The organism is Rothia dentocariosa ATCC 17931, from assembly GCF_000164695.2.
GTDB lineage: Bacteria > Actinomycetota > Actinomycetes > Actinomycetales > Micrococcaceae > Rothia > Rothia dentocariosa.
On record NC_014643.1, the window covers coordinates 39,969 to 62,159 of the forward strand.

Here is a 22,191-nt window from a genome sequence, read left to right on the forward strand (position 1 = left end):
CGGGCTGAAAATCATGCTCTTGCGGCTTTAGCCGTTGTATACTTCCCATATTTTGTTCGGCGCGAAAAAAGCCAAATACAACTGAGCCGCCCACCAGCGATTCTGCTGGTGGGCGGCTCAGTTATCAGGTTTGGGTTTTAGTTCCCTGCCCATTTAAGGGCTTTTGTGGAGATGCGGGGAATCGAACCCCGGTCCGATGTGGCTTCAACGGGGCTTCTCCGTGCGCAGTTTGTGAAAGCGCTATTTCTCGGCTTCGATGTTTGCACAAACACTTACATCGACAAACCTATTCGTAATAAAAGTCCCATCAGCCCCTACGACGAGGGCTAACAGCAGTGGCCTTTTAAGTCGATGCCGGGTTCTGAGCCAAAGGCATGCTCAGACCGACAGACTGCAACTCGCGCTTAGGCAGCGAGTGCGAAGTCAGTGCGCTTAGATTTTGCACTTATTTTTTTGCAGAGGGCGTTAACGAGATAACCCTGCGTCCTCGGCACGCTTCACCCATCTCGACTCACATCGTCGAAACCGATCATCCCCCTATACTTTTATCAAAAAGCGCCGCCCGTGAACGTTCTCCACGCTGTCCTAAGACATGCAGTACCATTCGTGGCGGTGACGATTAACTATATCAGAGGGCCTACCATCACACAACCCCTCAGATTCTTCTGTTTCCCCAGCGTTATTTTACTTTTACGTACACGTAAAGGGGCGGAGCACCCCATAACGGATGTACTCCATCCCTTCATCGATTCAGCGAAAAACCGCTACCTGCCGCTACTGAGCAGGAACAGTCATACGGCTATCGGGGTTATCCCCCACCTGGCAGACCTTGTTGCCGTTACCATCCGGAGTACCGACCTTCTGGCATTCCTGAAGAGTCTGCTGCCCCAGCACAAAAAGGATAGTCGCGATAATAGCTACGATGATACCCACGCCACCGGTAATAATACCGGCAATCGACATTCCCTTACCCTTGCCCAGCTGACGTGACTGGCGAAGCCCCAGAGCGCCCAAAACAATAGCGCCAATACCAAGCAGACCTCCGACGATGAACCATCCGCTCACAATGGCAAGCACACCAAGTACCAAGGAAATAATTGCCATAACCGGAGCGGCCTGCGAGGGACCGCCTGCGTTCTGAGCATTTGCGTCAAACTGAGAAGAACCGTAGGCGGGCTGCCCATACTGCCCCTGCTGGTTCTGGGCACCATAATAGTTTTGATTCTGACTTGTGTATCCCGAATTTACAGCTTGGTTCTGGTATCCGCTCGTCTGCGAGTAAGAATTCTGTTGACCGTAGCCCTGCTGAGCATTTTGCTGTGCAGGTTGGGAACCAGAAGTTCCGTAGGGGGCCTGCTGCTGTGGCTGAGCGTAGGAAGAATTTCCGTTATAAACAGATGATCCGCTCTGCTGCGTCTGAGCAGAACTCTGACCGTAGCTGTTCTGCTGTGGAGATCCCTGTTGCTGGGCGTTCTGGTATCCCGCAGAATTTTGGTAATTCTGTGCCGAATTACTATTCTGCTGGCCAGAGTTCCCCTGCTGAGAGTAATTCCGTGATTCCTGGGTCGGCTGATATTGGTTGTAACCTTGTGCCGAATTATAACTCTGCTGTGAGGCGTAGCCCTGTCCTGAAGCATTCTGCCCAGTCTGCGAAGAATGCTGGGGTGCAGAATGCTGTTGCTGCCCCGAAACCATGTTCGAGGAGCTAGAGTACTGCGTGTTATAGGAGGGCTGCCCTGCTGATGGAGTAGGCTGCTGATTTTGTGCCTGACCACCGTAGAAAAGATGCTGATTGCCCGAGCCCTGTTGCGGCTGCTGAGGGTACTGCTGCTGGTATGAGTTCTGAGCACCATTGCCCTGGTAGTTCCCCTGCTGGGAACTATTACTCTGGGGAACCTGCCCCTGATATTGCTGTTGCGCTTGTGAATCCTGATTTTGAGAGTTTTGATCTTGACCAGGCTGTTGCGACTGCCCTTGCGGCTTGTTCTGACCGTAAAGGTTTTCTGACATGCTTTACTATCCTTTGTCTTCGGTGAGGCCGTCGGTTATCCCGGCGTTATTGCTGAGTACCAACTTTCATTATACGAACTTTTATATCGAAAACCATTGGTTACAACACCCTAAACTTCATAAAAATTAGGATGCTCTATCTCACCTATTCCACTATCCTTGAAGCACAAACGTGTGGGGTGGGTAGCTTTTTGAGCTACCCACCCCACACGATGAACAATAACTTGGCTACCGAATAGAAGTAGTCCCATCGGTACGGACTGTCATCTGCTGTCCATTAATTGAGCAGGTGACAGAGCCGTCACTATTCTGTACACCAGTATTCTTGCAGTCCTGAACCATCATCAAGGTGATAATAACAAAGATAAGAACCACGGCTGATAGTATAAAGCCGATAGCACTAGTAACAACACCACCGATAGCCATTCCCTTACCACCGCCGGTACCTTTGCTTACCTTGCGAAGCGCAATAATGCCAAGGATCAGACCTACAAGGGCAACAACGATAGTGACGAAGCTTAAAGGGATAGCCCCAACTATACTCACAATACCCAACACCAGCGAGGCAATCGCCAAGCCAGCAGGGAGCTTCGTCGGAACGTAACCGGCGTATGCATTCCCGGCAGGCGCAACGGGTGGCGCAGCAGGAACAAATTTCGGTTGCTCGGGCTGTCCTTCAGAGCGACCGGGTGTATTCTCAGACATAAAACTCCTCCATATTTCTGTCTGTTGTGTTGTCGCATACTTACACGTCCCATCGAGTAAATACGCGTTTATGTCTTGCTAGTAAGTATATCCTACATATGCATTAATGGTGCAGATTTCTAGCTAAAACAGCTAAGTCTTGATGTCCCCTAATGGCAGTGTTTCAGAGGCATCAACCAGTAAGGCCCAACTCATCTAGCCTAGATAACTATCCCAAGTTGCGGTACCGCATAGCACGTGCCGCTTCCAAATTATCCTGCCTCTCACGCAGCGCCTGACGCTTATCGTACTCACGTTTACCTGTTGCCAAGGCAATCTCAACCTTCACACGCCCACCGCTGAAATACAGTTTGAGGGGCACCACTGTATACCCGGTTTCTTTGAGTTTCTGCTCTAACCGGTTAATCTCTGAACGATGCAGTAACAGCTTACGGCTGCGGCGTGCCGAATGATTCGTCCACGTACCATAGCCATACTCAGCAATATGAATACCTTCCAGCCAGAGTTCGTGATCCTTCACATGGCAGAACCCGTCGGTGATGGAGGCTCCCCCGTCGCGCAGAGATTTCACCTCTGTTCCTAAAAGAACCATGCCCGCTTCATAGGTGTCGACAATATTGTAGTTATGTCGTGCTTTCTTATTCTGCGCAATAATCGAATTATTCGGGTCCGTTTTAGAGCCTTTTTTCTTTTTCTGAGCCATGATATTCCTTATGTTTAGCCTTCGTTAACACGGCGACCGGAGGCGCGCCAACGAATACCTTCTTCAATAAATCTATTGAGCCCCCCGTCAAGCACACTTGATGTGTTGCCTTCCTCGTATCCGGTACGCAGATCCTTCACCATCTGGTACGGATGGAGCACGTAGGATCGCATTTGATCGCCCCAGCTTGCTTTAATATCACCCGCCAGCTCTTTCTTTTTGGCGTCCTCCTGCTCTTGACGAAGCATAAGTAAACGCGATTGCAGCACGCGCAGAGCCGCAGCCCGGTTTTGAATCTGCGATTTTTCATTCTGCATTGACACGACAATACCCGTCGGAATATGCGTCATACGCACCGCCGAGTCCGTTGTATTGACCGACTGACCGCCCGGTCCAGAGGAACGAAATACATCAACCTTAATCTCAGACTCGGGGATCTCAAGCGCATCGGTCTGCTCGATCAGAGGAATAACTTCAACCGCGGCAAATGAGGTTTGCCTGCGCCCCTGATTATCAAATGGAGAGATACGTACTAGCCGATGGGTGCCCGCTTCAACAGAAAGGCGACCAAAAGCGTAGGGCGCGTTGACCTCAAAAGTTACGGATTTCAGCCCTGCTTCTTCAGCATACGAAGTGTCCAGCACTTTCGTCGGATAGCCATTCTTTTCAGCCCACCGCAAGTACATGCGCAAAAGCATCTCTGCAAAATCTGCCGCGTCCACACCACCCGCGCCTGAACGAATCGTTACAACAGCCTCACGCTGATCGTACTCGCCAGAGAGCAGCACCAAGACTTCAAGTTCATCCAGCTTCTTCCTCAGTTCTTTACACTCGGCTTCAGCCTCCGCCAATAGGTCCTCTGCGGATGATTCATCTTCGGTCTGTGCCAACTCGACCATGACCTCAACATCATCAATACGAGACGCTAAGTTCGTTAGACGATTCAGTTCAGCTTGCTTATGGGAAAGCGCGCTTGTTACCCGTTGAGCGTGCTCAGGATCATCCCAAAGCTCAGGTGCTGAAGCTTGCTGAGATAGGTCTTCAAGAGCGCACTTGATACCCTCAAGGTCACTCACCGCAACAATTGAGGCGTATATGGAACGCAGATCCTTAATCTCAGCCGAAAAGTCGAAAGATGCCATAGCATTTAAGACTAGCGTGAATCAGGCGGAAAGTCCCGCCGAATTACTTTACAACGCTACAGACGCATTTACTTTTCGTCCTTCTGTTTCTGGTGGATGCGGGCGCGAGCCTGAGCCTTCACCTCAAAACCATCAGGAACCACGGCCGAAACGATCGGAGGATGAATCCTAGCACGTAACGTGACATGAACAGTACGGTCATCGCTAATCTGCACCGAGTCTACCTGCAAGTTCACGAATTCGTGAGAAGCTCCACTCTCCTCCAGATATTTGGCAGCAAGCTGCCTAGCTCGAGCGTTGTCTGCAGATTTATCGGAATATTCCGAGAATCCATGCTCTATAGTTCGTGCAATGGAAATGGCTTGCGCATCCGCAAGGTCTTCGAGTCTGTGGGTTTGTACGTGAGCACCCGTGACCGCTAAAGTCACTGATGCTATCAACAGTATCAGAGCGCACATACCAACGATGAGCGGACTAATGCTCCCCTCATCATTATCACCGTCACGACTTCGAACGGCATGAATGTACGAAACTACCATCTAATTTCCCTTACGGAGTTTCCCGGGAAGCGGATGAAGCAGCAGATCCTATCTCAGTCTGTCCCCAGGTCACTGATTGTGAGGATACCGGGATAACGCTTGCTCCTAGCCCCTGCGGAATTAGGGGAAGGTGTGCATTTACCTGAACCTGGACTCTAATACTCTCCCGCGCGCTACACGATCCTGAACAGCTCAAAGATACCGAGATATCAGATTCTGCAACCCCAAAATCGCGTGCCACAAGCGCGCTCAAACGTTGAGCCTGTTCCTGCGACATCGAAGTCTCAGGCGGCAGCTCCTGAATATATTGAGCTACCTGCGCGCTAGCGGCGTGCGCCCCCAAGATCGAAGCCTGCACTGAAAAAATCGTCAAGACCCCATACATGATAGGGAGCAGCAACGTAACACCGAGCCCGAGAAATTCAACAATTGCACTCCCGCGCTCATGTTCATGATCGGTATTCTCTGAATCCTCTGTACGAGCCCGCAAACGCAGTGCCAAATTTCTAAGACTGAATATACGCAGCATGACCACTCACCGAAATAGAACCTGGGAACCCCCACGGTCCCAGTACGGGCAAAGGAGCGGTAATGTGAACCTCAAGAATACGAATTCCAGACGGATCGACATATACCGATGTATGTACATCTTGCGCATAACTCTCAGGTAAGTTCCCCCGAATAATCTGCTCTGCTCGTTCCCGACCTTCCTCAGGGGTGCGGTCGTACAATGTTCCGTAGCGAGCGCCCGCGCTTGCCGCATCCAACAGAATATTGCGCGTGTAAAATGCATAGGAAACCTGCAAAATTGCGACGGTCAGCAGTACTAAGAGAGCAGAAACCATGACGAACTCAGTGCTAGCATCCCCTCGTTCTGACGGCGGTGCTGCAAGCTCTTGTTTTTGATGTCGGCTCATACGACTAGGGACGAATAAGCGCGATAGCGTCGTTAAACATCTTGATCAGAGCCGGTTGGGCAATAGCTAAAATCGCGGCGACAAGGATCGCGCTCATCATGGTAATCATGACCCATCCGGGTACATCTCCGCGTTCTGGGTCGTCATGCATGCCTCTATAAGAGGCAAGCAGAAAAGCAATACCGGGAACAGACAGAAACAACATACGAAGTTGAGTAAACATGGTATTTTCCTTATGTGATTGAGCTATTTGGAACCCGCCTTAGGGGCGAGGTTGTGATGCGTTAAAACGCAAGTTTCATCAGTGAAAGACCGGGGAAAATCGCGAAGACTACGGTCAAAGGCAGAATTAAAAATACGACAGGCGCCAACATGGCGATCTCCTTTTTCCCGGCTACTTCGAGAAGCTCGCGTTTCGCGTTGTCGCGCACATCTTGGGCCTGTGCCCGTAGAACATCTGCCAAAGGAGTACCGCGTTCGATGGCTACGGCTACACCATCGACAAATCGGCTAAGGGCTGGAATTTGTGTACTCTGTGCGAATTCGTTGAGCGCCGCCAGTAGGCTGGATCCGGCTCGCGTTTGCGCAAGAATATCGTTAAATTCTCGGGCCAATTCCCCGCGAGATGTACGGCAAATGCGCTCCAGGGAAGCAAGAGCAGATTCACCCGCAGCCACCGAAAGCGCCATCATCTCTGCAAGCGCAGGAAACTCCGCAATGAGCTGTTTCTCACGACGTACAATAATCTGGCCCAGCCACCAGTCTCGCGCCAGAAAACCGGTAACACCACCCAGGATAATGAGCATCAGGCCGCTCCAGAGTGACAATTGGTTTTCCAACAACCCAATAACGCTCAATACTCCTAAAAGGGCCACCGAACTAACCGCCCAGAGGATTTGTTCGGCACGAAAAGCACTTACAGTCTGATCACTTCCCGCGCGGCGCAAGCGAGCAGCAAGGGCTTCGTCCCTAGACTCTGTAGAACGTACCCGCCCTAGGAACGACTGCATCATAGGTTCCAGGAACGAATAAAGGGCATCTAAAACGCTAGTTCCTGAGACCTGATTCTCACGGTGCAGGGATTCGCGTATCGAAACGGAGCGCATCTGCGGCGCAATACGTTCTCCAAAGTTCGGCCCACGTCTCTTACGCAATGAAGATGCTATGAGCATTACACCAAACGCGAAGAAAAGCCCGAAGATAATAGCAAAGTTCATGCAAAAACCCTCCTTTCTTGAGGTAGCGCCCCGATACGGAGCATGATGCGGTACGCGATTACCGACAGTCCAGCACCCGCGAACATAAGAACGAAACCGGCAAAAGAGTTATAAATATTTCGAACCGCAGGCTGTGTGGCCATCAGCATCAGTACTACCCATGGAGCAACACAGGCCAACCGGGCGGCGTTGACAGTCCAAGATTGGCGTGCTTGAAGTTCTGCTCGGGTACGCGCATTTTCTCGTAAGAAATTACTCAATGTGCCCAGTAGTCGTCCCAAGTCACTGCCGCCGACTTCACGTGCTATTTTGAGTGCTTCAACGATATTATCGGCGACTGGATCAGCAACATACTCCTTGAGCCGATTCAAGGAAGCTACAAAGTCACCGGTTGCACGATAATCCGATCCAAAACGTGCAAAAGCCTCTCGAAGTTCATACGGTCCGCGGTACGAAAGCTGGATAAGAGCCTCTGGCAGCGAAAGCCCAGCACGAATAGCCGATCGTAAGTGATCAACGGCATCCGGCCAGAGCTGCCAGAGTTTACCCTCACGCACTTTCGCACGATGATTCACAACCACGCGAGGCATGATGAAACCACTGCCCGTCCCTAGAAAGGCGAAGCTCCACAGCCCGGTCAGGGCGAAAAGAAGCACTCCTGCTAAAACCCCGCTGAGGATACTCACTCCGGTAAAAGCCGAGGGAGTAATAGTGTGCATCCCAGCTTTACGAAGAGTTACCGCTATCTTCGGTTCCCGTTCAGTCTTGACGGCTCCTTGCGGCATGCTCCAGCATGACCACCATACGAGGAAAACCCCGATCCCCATTGCTAAGCCATAGATAACACCCATTAGCGTCCCGCCTTTGCTGCTGCTAATACTTGTTCGGGCCGGTGTCCGGCGCGAACCCATTTTTCGGGTGTTGGGATTTCTAAAGCTACGCACACCATTTCACCTTGTTGACGGGTAAAAAGCGGTGACATCTCAATGACGCCGTCTTCTACACGACCGCCCAGCATATAGATCTCTTCTACCTGACGATGCCCGTGAGTGTCGCGTCCACAATGAATTACGAGGTCGAAACAGCTCGCTACAGTGGGCACCACGAAGGCGGATGAGATATTGTCTCCTGCCAGCAACGGAAGAGTACAAATTTTAGTGACTGCATCCCGTGCAGAATTCGCGTGAATAGTACACATACCCGGTAAACCCGCGTTAAGAGCGATGAGCATATCGAGGGATTCCGCTTCGCGAACCTCGCCAATGAGTAGTCGATCCGGTCTCATACGCAGAGCCTCTTTGACGAGGCGGCGAAGAGCTATTGCGCCTTTACCCTCTAGATTAGGCTGTCTGCATTGCATTCCAACAACATCGCGCAGAGGAATAGAAAGCTCAAAGATTTCTTCACAGGTCACCACCCGTTCGCGCGGCGGTATGGATGCTGCCAAACAATTTAGCATTGTGGTTTTACCCGCTTGAGTAGCCCCGGACACTAAAATATTGACTCCGCTTTCGACAGCAGCATGTAAAAACGATGCGGCTCCCGCGCTCAGGGAACCAAGCTTTACGAGGTCGGGAAGACGTTTGGCGCGCACCACAAATTTACGAATGTTGAGGGAGGTGTGGGCTCTCGTAATATCGGGAATCACGGCGTGCAGACGAGATCCATCCGGTAACGAAGCATCGACGAAGGGAGATGATAAATCGACACGTCGTCCCGAAGGCTTGAGCATACGTTCCAGGAGCTGTTGAATAGCCTCATCGCTGAGGTGCAGCCCTGTCAGTTCACTCTCGCCAGCACGAGCCACAAAGATTTCATCGGGTGAATTGATCCAGATTTCTTCGACCTCTTCATCATCAAGATAAGGCTGAAGCGGGCCATATCCACAGAGATCGTTACGCAGCCGATGGATAATCTCTTCGACGTTCTCAAGAGGAGGAAGGGAAGCGCGTACCATCCGTCTTTCGTAGGCGGAAACAGTACTTCTAATGAGCCCTTCGACGGCATCCTGTGACGTGTAAGGGTCAAGGTCTCCGTCGCGAATCGCATCACGGATCTCGGCATCGAGCAGAGAATAATAATCTGGCACGACAGCAGATCTCGGGGTCTCCATTGATGTTCTCCCGGTGAAGTTTAGTGTGGTTGGTATTCTCAACGCTCTCTTAAATCAAAAATTTCGCGTTGATGTCACAATATATCCACTGGAAAACATTTACCAAAACTACATATATTTTATGCGTAATGTTCCTCGAATAATTTCTGACTCTCCTGCTAAGACTTATAGGGCTGTCAATTAATGCGTAGACGGGGTGAGGGGAGAACAACCATTATGGTTGTTCTCCCCTCACCCCGTCAAAACATACAAGAGCCTAGAGACCCTAGCCACGAATCATCTTGACCGCATCCTTGATGTCCCCGTCGAAACTTAAATTACCGTGGTCAAGTACTACACCGCGATCACATATCTGTGATACCAGGTCGAGGTCATGACTTACGACAACCAGAGTCTTGCCCGCTTGGATGAGCTCTTGAATCCTTGCAATACATTTCTTCTGGAAAGGTTCATCGCCAACCGCCAGAATCTCATCCACCAAGAAAATATCTGGGTTAGTATGCACAGCTACCGAAAACGCAAGACGCAGGTACATACCGGATGAATAAAACTTCACCTCGGTATCAATAAATTCCTCAATTTCAGAGAATGCCACAATATCGTCAAAGGCATCTTCAATCTCTTTTTTGGTCATACCCAGAATAGCGCCATTGAGGAATACATTATCGCGCCCCGTGAGGTCGGGATGAAAGCCTGCACCCACCTCAATAAGGCCCGCGATTTTACCGCGGTTGAGAACCTGTCCGCCTTCAGGCTGCATCACACCGGAAATCAGCTTCAAAAGGGTTGATTTACCGGAGCCATTGAGCCCCAAAAGTGCCACACGTTCACCCTGTTTTACATTCAGAGTAATACCATTGAGAGCGTTAAACTTCTCAGACAGGTCACCTTTACGCCCCTTCATAAGCCATACAAAGGCTTCTTTCATAGAACGCGTATGACGCAGCACAAAGCTTTTAACGAGCTCATCGACTTGAATAACAACCGGAGCATTCGGATCAATCTCAGGCAGATCTATTTTCTCAATCTTCACAAGAATCAGAGCTCCTGAGCGAAGTTGCCCTCAAACTTACGGAAGAGCAAATCGCCGATTAGAACGGTCAGTAAGGAAATACCAATACCTACCGGAGTCCAGAAACTAAACAGATGCGGAACAATCTCAGCAAAATGTCCCGACTTTTCGAGGTCTGCCGTAGGGCGCCAAAAACCGTAGTGGAAAAGTTCAACCGCAACAGTCAGTGGGTTCAACATAAACACGTTGAAAACCCACGGATACAGAGTGTCACGTACCATGGTCCAGGAGTACAACACCGGGGAGAACCATGTTGCTACCATCAGGAGCATATCAACGATATTCTCGGAGTCGCGGAAGAATACGTTTGCCACACCAAAGATGAGCCCCAGGCCGTAGGACAGAAGCATCACGATAGCCATCCCAGCCAAAATCGCGGCAATATTGCGCAGCCCAGGACGCCATCCCGCAAAGAAGCAAGCGATAAGCATCACCACGATTTGGGGTATGAAATGTACTACCGCCACCCACACAGTTGAAAGTGAGAAGAGCTCCCTCGGAAGATAAATCTTCCGAATCAGGGCGCTGTTAACCACCATCGTGCGGGCACCGTTCCCGAATCCTTCCGAGAAGAAGTTAATCACGATCATGCCCGAAAACAGGTAGATCGCATAGTTGTGCATTCCTCGTTCCAAGCCTAAGAATAAGCCCATGGCAACATAGAACACGCCGAACTGGACGCCCGGCTTAATGTACGACCACAGGATCCCTAGAACCGAGCCACGGTAGCGAACCTGGATTTCCTTATCAACCAGTAACCTCAAAAGGTACCGATTACGAATGGCATCCAGGATTCCCCGCCCGCGGCCGGGGGCTTTCAAAGGTTCATCGTGCAAAGTGCTCATCGCTTAAGTTCAGACTCCGTATGCTTTGCAAAAGTTTCTGCCCATGCATCATAGGAAGCGACATCGGCTGCAGCATCTTGATACCGCTTGCGCAACTGCTCCCAATCTTTAATGATCTTCGCGTGCAATCTGGTAGCGTGAATCAGCTTTGACCGCAGCTGCTGAGGATCACGGCGATACCAGAACAATCCGGTTCCCTCCGCGTTCGTGGCCAGCGCTGAATCAAACTTAGACAGCGTCCACCAGTTAGTTTCCCCGTAGTTGAGCTGAATCTGCGGATGTTCTTTTGCTTCATCATCTACGGGCTTGAACAGCTGACGTGCGACCGTTCTTGCGGTCCACGGCACAAGTTTCTTATATCCCGGTGACTTGAAATTGCGGCGGCCGCGGAAAGGCGGCTTCTTCGATTTAACCGTGGGAAAATCGTCCACATTCGGCTTCATCTGAGACTCCGGGTACTCCCCCGCCAACTGACGAATTACCGGTAAACGAGCCGAAAGTGACTCATGCAAGTGTTCCGGTCCGGCCAGCAAATCTTCCAGCGCCATGAGGCGGCCTGCTTGAGTGTAATACTGCATTGACAACGTGTGCTTGACGTCCAAGAACATGGAGTCAACCAGCACACGGCCACCCTTATCGAAGGGAGAATGCAACAGCGCGGTAATCAGGCGGTTACGTTCATGATAGTAAGCCTGCCAGCCCACCGAGTCATCCTTATCGGTCCATGAAACGTGCCATACACCTGCTCCAGGGAAGGACACTGTAGGGATACCAGCAGCCTTCGCGCGCAAGCCATACTCAGCGTCATCCCATTTAAGGAAAAGCGGTAACGACAGGCCGATCTTGCGGATTACCGAAGTTGGGATAAGACACATCCACCAACCGTTATAATCCACGTCTACACGACGATGCAGCCAGTGCGTGCTGCGCAGGTTGCTGCGGCCTAAGTCGTGACCCATCGCCATGTCCTCGTGAGGCTTCGCGTAGAAGTTACGCCACGGATCAACGACTTCGCCGAATGCATGAAGTACCGAACGGTCGAACATATCGAACATGTGCGCACCCACAATTGTGGGGTCTTTACAATAGTTCGCGAAAGTCACCATGCGCAAAATTGCTTCTGGCTCCACGATCACGTCGTCATCAAGCAGAAGCACATAATCGCTGCCGTTCTTGACTGCCTCGAACATACCACGTGAGAAACCACCAGAGCCGCCTAGATTCCCCTGGTTAATGATGCGGAACTTACCGGCAAGGGGCTTAACGACCTCCTCGAATTCTTCGTGATCCTGCACCTTCGAACTGCCCTGATCAACAATTAGGAACTCGTGGACGGCATCAAAAATTTCGGGGCTATTGCCAAGCGTACGAATGTTGTCAATACAATAATCGACCTTATTCATGGTCGTAATCTGAACCGTTGCTTGACCGGCCTGAACGTCAGCACGGGGCTCAATATCACCTAGCCAATTAGCCTCAACCAGCTCAAGATCTTCAGTTCCAGAAAGATCAAACCAATACCAACCTCCATCGCCGAAAGGCGCTAGGGGCAGGGTAAAGATTGATGTTTCGTCCCCCGAAAGGAGCTTTGCATCCACGCGCTGAATAACACCACGACCGTTGGATTTGTATACGATCACCATGCCTTCGCCACGGGTTTGGACGCTCAGTACGACCTCTTTAAGATCGGTCCAACGGCGCCAATACGATGCTGGGAACGCATTGAAATAGGTGCCAAATGAGAGACTTTGCCCAGGATTAACGTTGATGGAGCGACGACCGATAAGGCCTTCAGCTGCGGTTCGGTTAGCAGCGATATTAGCGGCACTTTGTTCCTGTACCTGCGCCGCCTCTGTAATACTCGTGGTAGCGTCACCATCAATACGGGTTGGCAACTGAACGCCAGCGGCTACGCCAGCATCCACATACAGGGGTACCACGTCGGTTTCAACCGCGCTAGGGAAAATAACGCGCTGCAGGGTTTTCAGAGTTTGAGTTTCAGCCATAATTATGCGTCAACTCCACCAGATTCAATCTTGGCACCCTGTGCAAAGTGCGGACGAATCTTGTTATCAAACATCGACAGCGCCGCGCCGATCGCCATATGCATATCGAGGTACTTGTAAGTACCCAGACGACCCCCAAAAAGAACGTTCTGCTCGCCCTTTGCCAGATCGCGGTACTTCAAAAGTTTTTCACGGTCTACAGAGGTATTTACCGGGTAATAAGGCTCATCGCCCTTATTTGCAAAGCGTGAGTATTCGCGCATAATAACGGTTGCATCCTTGGTGTAATCACGCTCGGGGTGGAAGTGACGGAACTCGTGAATACGGGTAAAAGGAACATCCGCATCAGGATAGTTCATCACGGAACAGCCCTGGAAATCTTCAATCGGCAGAACTTCTTCTTCCAGATCAATGGTGCGCCATGAGAGGTCGCCCTCTGCATAATCGAAGTAACGATCGACGGGACCGGTGTAAACCACAGGAATCTGCCCCAGAACCTTCTCACGAGAATACTCATGATCATCCGAGAAGAAGTCCGTATTCAGACGAACTTCAATATTCGGATGCGCCGCCATGCGTTCCAGCCACGCTGCATACCCGTCGACCGGTAGACCTTCATATTTATCGTTGAAGTAACGATTGTCGTAGGTGTACCGCACAGGCAGACGCGAAATAATGGATGCAGGCAGTTCCTCCGGCGGGGTCTGCCATTGTTTGGCGGTGTAGTGTTTAATAAAGGCTTCGTACAGTGGGCGCCCGATGAGTGAAATACCTTTGTCGTTGAGGTTTTGCGGGTCGGTACCTGCCAGTTCGCCAGCTTGTTCTGCAATGAGCGCCTTTGCTTCTGCGGGAGAGTAAGCAGCGTTAAAGAACTGGTTAATGGTGCCCAGGTTAATAGGCATGGGGTACACAATACCGTTGTGACGAGTGTATACACGGTGCACGTAATTGGTGAACCCAGTAAATCGGTTTACATATTCCCAGACACGCTCGTTGGAGGTATGGAAAAGGTGAGCACCATAGCGGTGCACCTCAATACCAGTCTGCTCTTCATTCTCGCTGTATGCATTACCGCCGATATGAGAACGACGATCCAGCAGAACGACCTTCAGGCCCAATTCGGTCGCTGCCTGTTCTGCAATGGTCAGACCGAAAAGGCCGGATCCGACAACCACGAGATCCGCAGTCATTATTTACTCCTGTATGTCATGGGAACTCGCGTTATATCAACGAATTCACCTGCCGTAGACGCCCTGTGCAAGGGAGCCAATTCTGTTGTGTTTACGGCATACGCTGCCACTGACACAACGATTTTAGTCATTATCTAAAGTTACCCGATAACACCGTCAGTTGCATATTTTCCCGGTACAGCAGACTGGGGGTTTAAACCCACGACGCACACGGTATAAGCGATAATTCCGAAATTCGAGTGTACCAATCCTACCGAAGAACCGGGCTGAGGTATACGGAGTGTCTCAACTTTTGGTTCAAACTGCACGTCTATGCAACCTCTCTCCGAGGCAATCACGCGAGCCTGCACATCACGTAATATTTCCGGTTTTTCGTCGTTATTACCGGTAAATTTCCAAAATATCTGTGGATAACCTGCTCATCACATCTGAATCTCACACGTTATCCACAGAACCACAACAAAGCGGTTGAAAGCACATGGCATACCGACTGATATAGAAATATGAAACTTCGGCTTTTCCACACCCCTGATATCGCAGATGTGAGCGCCCAGGAGCGCTTGACTGATCACGATTTCTATCCAAGCCTCTTATCTCTTGAATGTTCCGAGCAGACCTCGGGGGCACAGGTACAACACATAATTTCGCCCTCTAAAAATGTATATAGTGTCTTTTCTCCTAGCGGTGATTCCACTCGTTTAGAAGATTGCGTGGCTGCAGCCGCACCTCTGATACATGGAGCCTGGATCAAACCCGAGCAACCTTCCGATGAGAGACCAGCATCGGTTAGTACTCTTTGCGTACTTCGGGGACCAGATGCGGGCCGCTCCTTCTCACTCCCTCGTGGGTTAACCGTTCTAGGCCGCTCCGAAACGCGTAGCGGTATTTCACTCAATGATCCGTATATCAAGCCACGCCACGCCGAATTTGATGCTTCTGGTTCAGGGGTGACTCTCAGGGTTCTAGAACCGGAGGGGACTGCGCAAAGAACCGGCTCCCATGCGCGCCCAAAGCCTCAAATTCTACAGTGGAACAAACCTTTTATGGTAGGTACTTCACTGTGTGTCATCTGTCCTCCTGGAAAAGCCCCGGAGCTTCTCACGCCCTCACACGATTCTTCGCCTTTTACTCCGGTTATTGTTAATCCGCCCGCTCCCCGAAAACTGGGCATGATGCTGATGACTATCCTGTTACCGCTCGTGGCGGGCGTGGCCTTCGCCCTTTTTACAGGTATGTGGATTTTCTTGCTCATGTCTGTGGCTTCTTCACTTTTTATGCTGATGCATTTTTTCGGGGGCAGAGCGGAAAACCGCGGTGCCGCTGCGTTGGTGAAGAGCAGCGCAAAGCAAGAGTTAGAACGAGCACAGGCACTGCCGACAGCAGGAACACTGTTGCACGCAGCGGCTCCTGACGCTGCACGGTCACCTGCTGTGGTCCTAGGATACGGTCCTCGTCTCCCCTATATTTCGGGGCGAAACGTACGATTTGAGAAGATTTCCCCGCATCCACAGGCTCCACATTATATTCCGATCCCAGTACCAGGCTTACCTCACGACGTATTGCTGCGTGCCGAACATCTTCATGCTTATTTAGTACAGCTTGTAGCCCATGCACGCGATACCATCACGGTCATAACCGATGCTGAGCATGCCGAAACACCGCTTTACGGTGCTTTGCGTTCCTTAGGTGTCTGCCCCCGTGTGTTTCTTCACGAGGGTGCGTCTCAGGCTCACCATATTCTCGAAAAGATATGTGATGCTGCAGAACGTCCAGGAACAGCCTTATCGACTTCACAGGAAGCTGGAGACGACCGACTTTTCATCATTTCCGCATCACTAGTGCGTTCCATACCGGCTGCGTTGATTAAACGAGCCGCGCAGGGAGCAAGGTTATGCATTGTTCACATGCCTATCGCCCGTGGAACCATTGATTCACCTCGCTCTGCTTCGGTATTCACCCATATACCCCACCTGCAGGTACATACCCACGGCGATTACCTAGAATCTGTGCAATATCTGCTTCGCGGCAACATCACTGATGATACAGCCCACAAAATCACCGGTTCTTCTCAACACGCAGGACTTACGCCTCACGAAGGGATCGTTCAGAACCACCCCTTAGACCTGCACGATATATGTGCTACAGCGGATGGGCTCAGTACTGACACATACATTCGTACTTTGGGGGCTTTATCTGCGGTCCAGGCGTCATCTCCCCCAGGGTCAGGACACGGCACCGGTTCGGTCCATGCACGCACGCTTGCTTTCTCTGAGCTTACCCAGCAGTCTACGAATCTCCTCTACGAGCAGTGCCTTCAGCGGTGGGAACACAACCGCTACGCAGAGGATATTCGTTGTCTTTTAGGGGCCACCACCGAAGGATTTTGCGATATTGGGTTCACAACACACGGCCCACATTGGCTTCTGGGAGGCACCACCGGCGCAGGAAAATCTCAACTTTTGCGTTCGCTCATCCTTAGTGCGGCTCTGCGATATTCCCCAGAACGGCTGGGGCTTATTCTGGTAGATTTCAAGGGTTCCGCCGGGCTTGGTCCTCTGGCTGAGCTTCCCCATACACTCAGTTTGCTGAGCGATTTCGATGTTGCCGCCGTTCGCCGCGCGCTTGAGTTTTTACGTGCCGATGTGAACCGACGTGAGCTTGATTTACGCAACTTAGGGGTAAATTCTTATCATGACTACCTGCGGTTGTGCGCTTCAACGGGCAAAACACCACAGTACCCGGAAGTTGTGATTGTGGTCGATGAGTTCCGTATGCTCGTTGAGTCTATGCCGGATGCTATGACCGAGCTAATGCGCATCGCTACTATTGGTCGTTCCTTAGGTATTCACCTGCTCTTGGCAACTCAACGACCTCAGGGAAGTATTTCACAGGATATTCGGGCCAATATTGCTACAAACATCTGTTTGCGTGTGGCATCTGCACAGGATTCATACAATCTCTTAGGACATGAAAAGGCCGCGCATATTTCCGCGTCCTCTCCCGGGGCTGGATATGTCAGTCTTCCAGATGGTCGTATTCTAGCTTTCCGTGCCCCACTTGTGGACGCTCTTCCGCAGCAACATGCGGACTTCCAACAGATATATCGGTGGGAGAGTCCGGGATGGGTTCCCCTAAACGAGATACCCTCCGTACAACAAGTTCCAGCCGAAGGTGAGGATAAGCTCCTAACTCGTGCCGTGCACAGTATTCGTGACTTATATCTGTCTTCGCATAAGAGCCCTGCGTTTGTTGACCATTCCGAGCAAAATTCGAGCAGTGTTGCTTATACCCGCGCACGGTATACTCCTATACCGCAAGCATTACCGGAGAATTTTCCTCTAACCCGTACCCTGCTTGATACCGATCTTCATCAAATCCTCGGCTCAGACGGCGCACGTAGACGCGGTTACCTTTTGGGCACCGTCGAAATCCCACAGTACGGTAAACGGCAGCCTATCCGGCTGGATTTAGAGGCACATCCGGGCGCCCTTGCCGTGCTAGGAACTGTTTCCGAACGCACCGCAATCACAAACGCGCTCATAGCCCAAGCTATTGAGCGGCAGAACCCTGTCTATGTTTTTACCTCAGATGCAGGGTATCATCGACGCCTGCACTCGTACGCAGATAGTCTTGCCGTACTCGTTGGCCCCCATGAGCCTCAGCATCTTCGATTCTGCCTCGAAAAATACGTTCGAGTCATCATGCTGACCAGAGCACTCAGCAGCCTCTGCTCATCTGTGACGGAGTTGATGGATGGCTTGAAATGCTCATGAGAGACCCCCAGACGGAGTCATATCTCTACGATGTATTGGCTCAAAGCTACCGTGAGGGCTACCAGGTTGTTTTTACCTCAGCTCTTCCTCTGCGAGGCAGGTTCAATTCGGTCGCATATTCAACCCTTCTCAGCCGCAGGTTTGTGGAATCGGATTTACTGCGCAAGTCTTCTAAGAGCTATCCTCTACCGAACGCCACACATTTTGCGATCGAAGGCGGGCTCAATACCGCCCTTGTGGGCGATGTTCCTCTGGAAGCATCAACGTTGTGCCCTGTTGTGACCTCATGTGAAAATATCATCGAGCTGCAATCGGGTAACTCCAACTTTTCATGCGATAAGTCGCTCTCACTCCGTCAGTTCCCGCAGACTTTTCCCATGCCACAGCTAGAGACAATCGTCATGTGGCATAGAGGCTACAACGCCCAGGGAACACATATATTGTGCGGCTACTCTCGTACGGGCGATCCTAGTTTTCTTCAGGCCAAGGAAGGCGTTTTTATACCCGTTGTGGGTTCCCGTGCCTCAGGTAAAACGCATTTTCTTTCTGCGCTTCGAATGCTTAACCCGCATCTGGGAGCTCTCTACATCAATGGGAACACCCCACCCGACGCCCAGAAAATTCGCCAGATGTGCAAGTCGGTACAAGATCCCGAGAAAACTCTGATTCTCATCGATGATCTTGCCTATATACCGACAGCCGCTCAGCAGGTGCTTCTTGAGCTCGGGCCGCGTTTCAGGGCTGTTTGGGTAGCATATACGCCATGGGCCCGGTGGCATTCATCCCCCATTTTGACGGCACTTTCTGGATGCTCGCGAGCGGTTCTTTTGGCCCCTGCCTCTATCTCTGATGGGGACATTTGTTCTTTGCATGAGATCCCACGCGATATGTATACCGAGGGGATGTTACCGGCTGGGCGCGGAGCACTTGTGGATGCGGGCCGTGTACAGGCTTTTCAGGTTCCCGATGAGGTGTATCAGTCTGCACATAATGCCGTTCAGGCTTATCAAGAGTAAATTTATCGACCCGCATAACGGGATAATTCTCGTTCCTCTTCCTCAGTAACTTTGAGTGTATATTCTCGGGTTGCACGGGTGAAGAGGAGCGCGAATGCCGTTCCAGCTAAGAGAATTTCCACACAGTTAATCACTAAAAATGTTACGGCAGCAGCTTGTACTTCTGGGGTAAGACTAAAGTATATGGAGAGGTTAGAAGCACCTACAAAAGCAGCACACAGGCTGATGAGCATCACCCAGACACGAGCATGTCCCTGATAGAAACGAACAGCACAGAACATGATGCCTACCCCCAAAGCAACTTGAATGAGACTGTTGACGATACGATCTGCGTTCCTCTCAGAGTCATTCATGATGAAGGGTGCGATAATTCCGCGGTACACAAGCACGACGGCAAAAAATCCTAATATACCGGAGGTTATTTTTACAGTAATCGGTACGGTGATGCGTGCTTTCATCGTGTTGGTGGTCTTCCCCATCGTACTCTCCTTGCGGTGGGCTCAGATGCGAGGCTTATAGGCTTTTAATTCTAACTGGCAGTCGTTAAGCACGCATGGTCTGACGTTTTATGTCGTGCATTCGTAGAAGTTCACGTAATTTGCTCTTCTTTCATGATTTTTGAACATAGTTATAGGAGTTTCTTAAGTATTGAAACTTAGATACAAGGAGACCCTAAGTGATGCAAACCTCCAAGATTTTAAGATTTTTTTCGGAAAACCCCTTGTCAGAGAGGAATATCCATGCGAAAGTTGATAAGTCAAATTTTTGCACCACTCATTGACGTAAAGATTTGCCTACACGCACACAGAACAAGTTAAGTTATCGCTTGTTGTCAGCTACCGTGCAGTAGCGAAGCACGAGCAAACCATAAGATAGAAGGAGGTCCAGCTGTGGATTGGCGTAGCCGTGCTGCTTGCTTGGATAAGGATCCAGAACTATTTTTCCCTGTTGGAAACACCGGGCCTGCTCTCTTGCAGATTGAAGAGGCAAAAACTGTTTGCCGCTCGTGCGAGGTTATTGACGTATGCCTCAAATGGGCTATCGAAACCGGTCAAGATTCTGGCGTTTGGGGAGGTACAAGCGAGGATGAGCGTCGTGCGATGAAACGTCGCGCCGCTCGTGCCCGCCGTGCTTCCTAACTATAAGCGCGTATTCTCAAAGTAGAAGCCCGGTGTCACTCCTACTTCCGGCAGGAGTGACACCGGGCTTCTGCTATTTTCTTCATACCAAAATGCTACGTTGTACTAACTCAAGACGGCGTTGATAATAACGCGCGTGCCAGAAGGCTCATTCGCTTCCCAACGGATCGAGCCGTTAAGCTCACTGGCAACTAGAGTACGTACGATCTGCATTCCTAATCCTTCATGCTCCGCTGTAGGCCGATATGCATCCGCACCAGATTCTTCGATGGGGTCATCCCCCATACCTCTGCCGTTGTCCGTAATAATAACGGTCAGGGTATTATCCCCCTGCTCATTGATGTTTCGGCGCCCTTCAAGAGTCACACGCCCAGTTTCACCGTTCAGCCCATGCTCCACAGCATTTGCAACAACCTCGTTGATAACTAGGGCAAGCGGAGTGGCAAACTGACTAGGGAGTAACCCAAAGTGCCCCAAGAGCTCTGTATCTACGGTCTGCCCGGGAGAAGCGAGCTCGGCAGCAATATGGAATTGCCGCTCGATAAGCTCATCAAAATCTACACTCTGCGTTAACCCCTGCGATAGAGCTTCATGCACCGTTGCAATTGTAGCCACGCGTCGCATAGCTTGTTCCAGTCCCTGCTTTGCTTCAGGTGTTGTCATGCGCCGCGACTGCAACCGTAAAAGCGCCGAAACCGTTTGAAGATTATTCTTAACACGATGGTGAATCTCTCGGATTGTTGCATCTTTTGTCATAAGCTCCAGCTCGCGACGACGCAGCTCAGTGACATCACGGCACAAAATAAGTGCACCACGACGTTCCAGCCGAAAAGTAGTACTATGCACGAGTGGAATAGAGCGCATCGTTACTCGGGTGCGGCCAATCGTAAGTTCAGTACGTATATCCGCACGGCCCGCTAGAACGAGCTGCAAAGTCTCATCAGCTTCCTCCCCAGAAGGAAGCATATCTCGGGTAACATCCGCCAGGTTGAGGTTCTCAAGATGGTCACCTAGCCCCAAGCGCGCATACATTGAGTTTGCATTGGGTGAGGCCAAAACGACCTGCCCCTGTGGATTAATGACGATAATTCCATCAATGGCACGCGGATTACCACGAGTATTATTCTCCTGCGCCAGAGGATCAGGCCAAATACCGAGGTGAATCATCTCAAGCATATTCTCGGTAACCCAGTTATAGATTTCTTCAGCTTGAGATGATGCCCGCACTACAGTGGGAATCGTATGCATACTCAGAAGCGCAATAGTACGGCTATTACGCACTATTGGCACAAAGGTCACTTTCACTCCGGGGCGCATACTGGGCCCGGCTTCCATAACATGGTGAACAATCTTCTGGGTATGCCAAGATTTACGTGCTTCATCGCAGATATTATCGTCCATCGTGTGATCCACAATATCGTGATGAAACAGAGTGTGAACGTTAGACGGGCGCACATGTGCTATTGCTGAAAACCCGCTGGACGCCGACGGTCCAGAAACGCTATCCGGCCCGCTCCCATCAGCCACCACATAGTCAGTGGGGAACCATACAACAAGGTCACTCTGAGCAATATCGGCAATAATCTGCCACTCCCCGATGATGAGGTGAATCCACTCGGTATCACCAGGACCGAAACCACCAGGGCTGAGATTACTCTCTGTAAAAGACATTGGGCTCTCCCAAGAAGTTGAATACGTCTAACCTATTCTACGGTTCAACCATGTTTTCTGGATATATGACGTGGAGAGTTTATAGTTTTTACGCCTTATTCATGCGCAATAGATCCTATTGTTACTTTTCGGT

20 protein-coding genes, 1 other RNA gene and 1 pseudogene are annotated in these 22,191 nt (G+C 50.8%); 4 read left to right on the forward strand and 18 right to left on the reverse strand.

The window, feature by feature from the left end; all coding sequences use genetic code 11:
- Positions 1-163 precede the first annotated feature (163 nt).
- From ssrA to glf, 16 genes are all read right to left on the reverse strand, one after another.
- Positions 164-537, reverse strand: a transfer-messenger RNA (tmRNA) gene (gene ssrA / locus HMPREF0733_RS10835).
- Positions 538-774: 237 nt separating this feature from the next.
- Positions 775-2,010, reverse strand: a complete 1,236-nt coding sequence (locus tag HMPREF0733_RS00180) for a DUF4190 domain-containing protein (RefSeq protein ID WP_013397396.1) — start codon at positions 2,008-2,010, stop codon at positions 775-777.
- Between the two features lie 228 nt (positions 2,011-2,238).
- Complete coding sequence (locus HMPREF0733_RS00185; protein ID WP_013397397.1) at positions 2,239-2,715, reverse strand: DUF4190 domain-containing protein; 477 nt, start codon at positions 2,713-2,715, stop codon at positions 2,239-2,241.
- A 208-nt stretch (positions 2,716-2,923) separates the two neighbouring features.
- On the reverse strand, positions 2,924-3,418 hold the full coding sequence (gene smpB / locus HMPREF0733_RS00190; RefSeq protein ID WP_013397398.1) for an SsrA-binding protein SmpB: 495 nt from the start codon (positions 3,416-3,418) through the stop codon (positions 2,924-2,926).
- Between the two features lie 14 nt (positions 3,419-3,432).
- Positions 3,433-4,560, reverse strand: a complete 1,128-nt coding sequence (gene prfB, locus HMPREF0733_RS00195) for a peptide chain release factor 2 (RefSeq protein WP_013397399.1) — start codon at positions 4,558-4,560, stop codon at positions 3,433-3,435.
- 68 nt (positions 4,561-4,628) lie between these two features.
- Positions 4,629-5,099 carry a pilus assembly protein TadG-related protein gene (locus HMPREF0733_RS00200; RefSeq protein ID WP_013397400.1) on the reverse strand — a complete coding sequence of 157 codons (471 nt, stop codon included), beginning with the start codon at positions 5,097-5,099 and terminating at the stop codon, positions 4,629-4,631.
- Between the two features lie 10 nt (positions 5,100-5,109).
- Positions 5,110-5,472 (reverse strand): hypothetical protein, encoded by a 363-nt coding sequence (locus tag HMPREF0733_RS00205; RefSeq protein WP_239668160.1) that lies wholly within the window; start codon positions 5,470-5,472, stop codon positions 5,110-5,112.
- 133 nt (positions 5,473-5,605) lie between these two features.
- The gene (locus HMPREF0733_RS00210) at positions 5,606-6,016 is read right to left on the reverse strand and encodes a TadE family protein (protein ID WP_041321512.1); all 411 of its coding nucleotides are present in this window, start codon (positions 6,014-6,016) and stop codon (positions 5,606-5,608) included.
- A gap of 4 nt (positions 6,017-6,020) precedes the next feature.
- A complete protein-coding gene (locus HMPREF0733_RS00215) occupies positions 6,021-6,239 on the reverse strand; it encodes a hypothetical protein (protein ID WP_013397403.1) in 219 nt (72 codons plus the stop codon).
- 61 nt (positions 6,240-6,300) lie between these two features.
- The gene (locus HMPREF0733_RS00220; RefSeq protein ID WP_013397404.1) at positions 6,301-7,233 is read right to left on the reverse strand and encodes a type II secretion system F family protein; all 933 of its coding nucleotides are present in this window, start codon (positions 7,231-7,233) and stop codon (positions 6,301-6,303) included.
- On the reverse strand, positions 7,230-8,084 hold the full coding sequence (locus tag HMPREF0733_RS00225) for a type II secretion system F family protein (protein ID WP_013397405.1): 855 nt from the start codon (positions 8,082-8,084) through the stop codon (positions 7,230-7,232). The genes HMPREF0733_RS00220 and HMPREF0733_RS00225 overlap by 4 nt, the downstream gene beginning before the upstream one ends.
- Positions 8,084-9,346 (reverse strand): TadA family conjugal transfer-associated ATPase, encoded by a 1,263-nt coding sequence (locus tag HMPREF0733_RS00230; protein ID WP_013397406.1) that lies wholly within the window; start codon positions 9,344-9,346, stop codon positions 8,084-8,086. Before HMPREF0733_RS00230 ends, HMPREF0733_RS00225 begins: the two co-directional genes overlap by 1 nt.
- Before the next feature lie 265 nt (positions 9,347-9,611).
- Positions 9,612-10,379 carry an ABC transporter ATP-binding protein gene (locus HMPREF0733_RS00235; RefSeq protein WP_004005021.1) on the reverse strand — a complete coding sequence of 256 codons (768 nt, stop codon included), beginning with the start codon at positions 10,377-10,379 and terminating at the stop codon, positions 9,612-9,614.
- Between the two features lie 5 nt (positions 10,380-10,384).
- On the reverse strand, positions 10,385-11,263 hold the full coding sequence (locus tag HMPREF0733_RS00240; protein ID WP_013397407.1) for an ABC transporter permease: 879 nt from the start codon (positions 11,261-11,263) through the stop codon (positions 10,385-10,387).
- Entirely contained in the window at positions 11,260-13,269 is a 2,010-nt protein-coding gene (locus tag HMPREF0733_RS00245; protein WP_013397408.1) for a glycosyltransferase, read from the reverse strand. The genes HMPREF0733_RS00240 and HMPREF0733_RS00245 overlap by 4 nt, the downstream gene beginning before the upstream one ends.
- Before the next feature lie 2 nt (positions 13,270-13,271).
- Positions 13,272-14,459 carry a UDP-galactopyranose mutase gene (gene glf / locus HMPREF0733_RS00250; RefSeq protein WP_004005025.1) on the reverse strand — a complete coding sequence of 396 codons (1,188 nt, stop codon included), beginning with the start codon at positions 14,457-14,459 and terminating at the stop codon, positions 13,272-13,274.
- 503 nt (positions 14,460-14,962) lie between these two features.
- Here glf and HMPREF0733_RS11570 point away from each other — a divergent pair.
- The 3 genes and pseudogenes from HMPREF0733_RS11570 to HMPREF0733_RS00260 all read left to right on the forward strand — a co-directional run.
- Positions 14,963-15,478 (forward strand): annotated as a pseudogene (locus HMPREF0733_RS11570) (FHA domain-containing protein); the annotation flags it as partial.
- 24 nt (positions 15,479-15,502) lie between these two features.
- Positions 15,503-18,232, forward strand: coding sequence for an FtsK/SpoIIIE domain-containing protein (locus HMPREF0733_RS00255; protein ID WP_244864745.1), 2,730 nt, complete (start codon positions 15,503-15,505; stop codon positions 18,230-18,232).
- Positions 18,229-19,248 carry a hypothetical protein gene (locus tag HMPREF0733_RS00260; protein WP_041321514.1) on the forward strand — a complete coding sequence of 340 codons (1,020 nt, stop codon included), beginning with the start codon at positions 18,229-18,231 and terminating at the stop codon, positions 19,246-19,248. Before HMPREF0733_RS00255 ends, HMPREF0733_RS00260 begins: the two co-directional genes overlap by 4 nt.
- A gap of 2 nt (positions 19,249-19,250) precedes the next feature.
- Here HMPREF0733_RS00260 and HMPREF0733_RS00265 read toward each other — a convergent pair whose 3' ends face one another.
- Positions 19,251-19,727, reverse strand: coding sequence for a hypothetical protein (locus HMPREF0733_RS00265; RefSeq protein WP_013397412.1), 477 nt, complete (start codon positions 19,725-19,727; stop codon positions 19,251-19,253).
- A 411-nt stretch (positions 19,728-20,138) separates the two neighbouring features.
- Here HMPREF0733_RS00265 and HMPREF0733_RS00270 point away from each other — a divergent pair, with 411 nt between their 5' ends.
- Entirely contained in the window at positions 20,139-20,387 is a 249-nt protein-coding gene (locus HMPREF0733_RS00270; protein ID WP_004005030.1) for a WhiB family transcriptional regulator, read from the forward strand.
- Positions 20,388-20,492: 105 nt separating this feature from the next.
- Here the strand turns inward: HMPREF0733_RS00270 and HMPREF0733_RS00275 are convergent, their stop codons facing one another.
- Positions 20,493-22,058 (reverse strand): sensor histidine kinase, encoded by a 1,566-nt coding sequence (locus HMPREF0733_RS00275; RefSeq protein WP_013397413.1) that lies wholly within the window; start codon positions 22,056-22,058, stop codon positions 20,493-20,495.
- Positions 22,059-22,191 lie beyond the last annotated feature (133 nt).

Excerpts from the sequence above, each read along its gene's own strand:
- HMPREF0733_RS00260 (WP_041321514.1), top strand. The coding sequence starts at position 18,229 with ATGAGAGACCCCCAGACGGAGTCATATCTCTACGATGTATTGGCTCAA.
- prfB (WP_013397399.1), bottom strand. The coding sequence starts at position 4,560 with ATGGCATCTTTCGACTTTTCGGCTGAGATTAAGGATCTGCGTTCCATA.
- HMPREF0733_RS00225 (WP_013397405.1), bottom strand. The coding sequence starts at position 8,084 with ATGGGTGTTATCTATGGCTTAGCAATGGGGATCGGGGTTTTCCTCGTA.
- HMPREF0733_RS00180 (WP_013397396.1), bottom strand. The coding sequence starts at position 2,010 with ATGTCAGAAAACCTTTACGGTCAGAACAAGCCGCAAGGGCAGTCGCAA.
- smpB (WP_013397398.1), bottom strand. The coding sequence starts at position 3,418 with ATGGCTCAGAAAAAGAAAAAAGGCTCTAAAACGGACCCGAATAATTCG.
- HMPREF0733_RS00255 (WP_244864745.1), top strand. The coding sequence starts at position 15,503 with ATGGTAGGTACTTCACTGTGTGTCATCTGTCCTCCTGGAAAAGCCCCG.
- HMPREF0733_RS00240 (WP_013397407.1), bottom strand. The coding sequence starts at position 11,263 with ATGAGCACTTTGCACGATGAACCTTTGAAAGCCCCCGGCCGCGGGCGG.
- HMPREF0733_RS00275 (WP_013397413.1), bottom strand. The coding sequence starts at position 22,058 with ATGTCTTTTACAGAGAGTAATCTCAGCCCTGGTGGTTTCGGTCCTGGT.
- glf (WP_004005025.1), bottom strand. The coding sequence starts at position 14,459 with ATGACTGCGGATCTCGTGGTTGTCGGATCCGGCCTTTTCGGTCTGACC.
- HMPREF0733_RS00185 (WP_013397397.1), bottom strand. The coding sequence starts at position 2,715 with ATGTCTGAGAATACACCCGGTCGCTCTGAAGGACAGCCCGAGCAACCG.
- HMPREF0733_RS00245 (WP_013397408.1), bottom strand. The coding sequence starts at position 13,269 with ATGGCTGAAACTCAAACTCTGAAAACCCTGCAGCGCGTTATTTTCCCT.
- HMPREF0733_RS00200 (WP_013397400.1), bottom strand. The coding sequence starts at position 5,099 with ATGGTAGTTTCGTACATTCATGCCGTTCGAAGTCGTGACGGTGATAAT.
- HMPREF0733_RS00265 (WP_013397412.1), bottom strand. The coding sequence starts at position 19,727 with ATGGGGAAGACCACCAACACGATGAAAGCACGCATCACCGTACCGATT.
- HMPREF0733_RS00220 (WP_013397404.1), bottom strand. The coding sequence starts at position 7,233 with ATGAACTTTGCTATTATCTTCGGGCTTTTCTTCGCGTTTGGTGTAATG.
- HMPREF0733_RS00230 (WP_013397406.1), bottom strand. The coding sequence starts at position 9,346 with ATGGAGACCCCGAGATCTGCTGTCGTGCCAGATTATTATTCTCTGCTC.
- HMPREF0733_RS00210 (WP_041321512.1), bottom strand. The coding sequence starts at position 6,016 with ATGAGCCGACATCAAAAACAAGAGCTTGCAGCACCGCCGTCAGAACGA.
- HMPREF0733_RS00215 (WP_013397403.1), bottom strand. The coding sequence starts at position 6,239 with ATGTTTACTCAACTTCGTATGTTGTTTCTGTCTGTTCCCGGTATTGCT.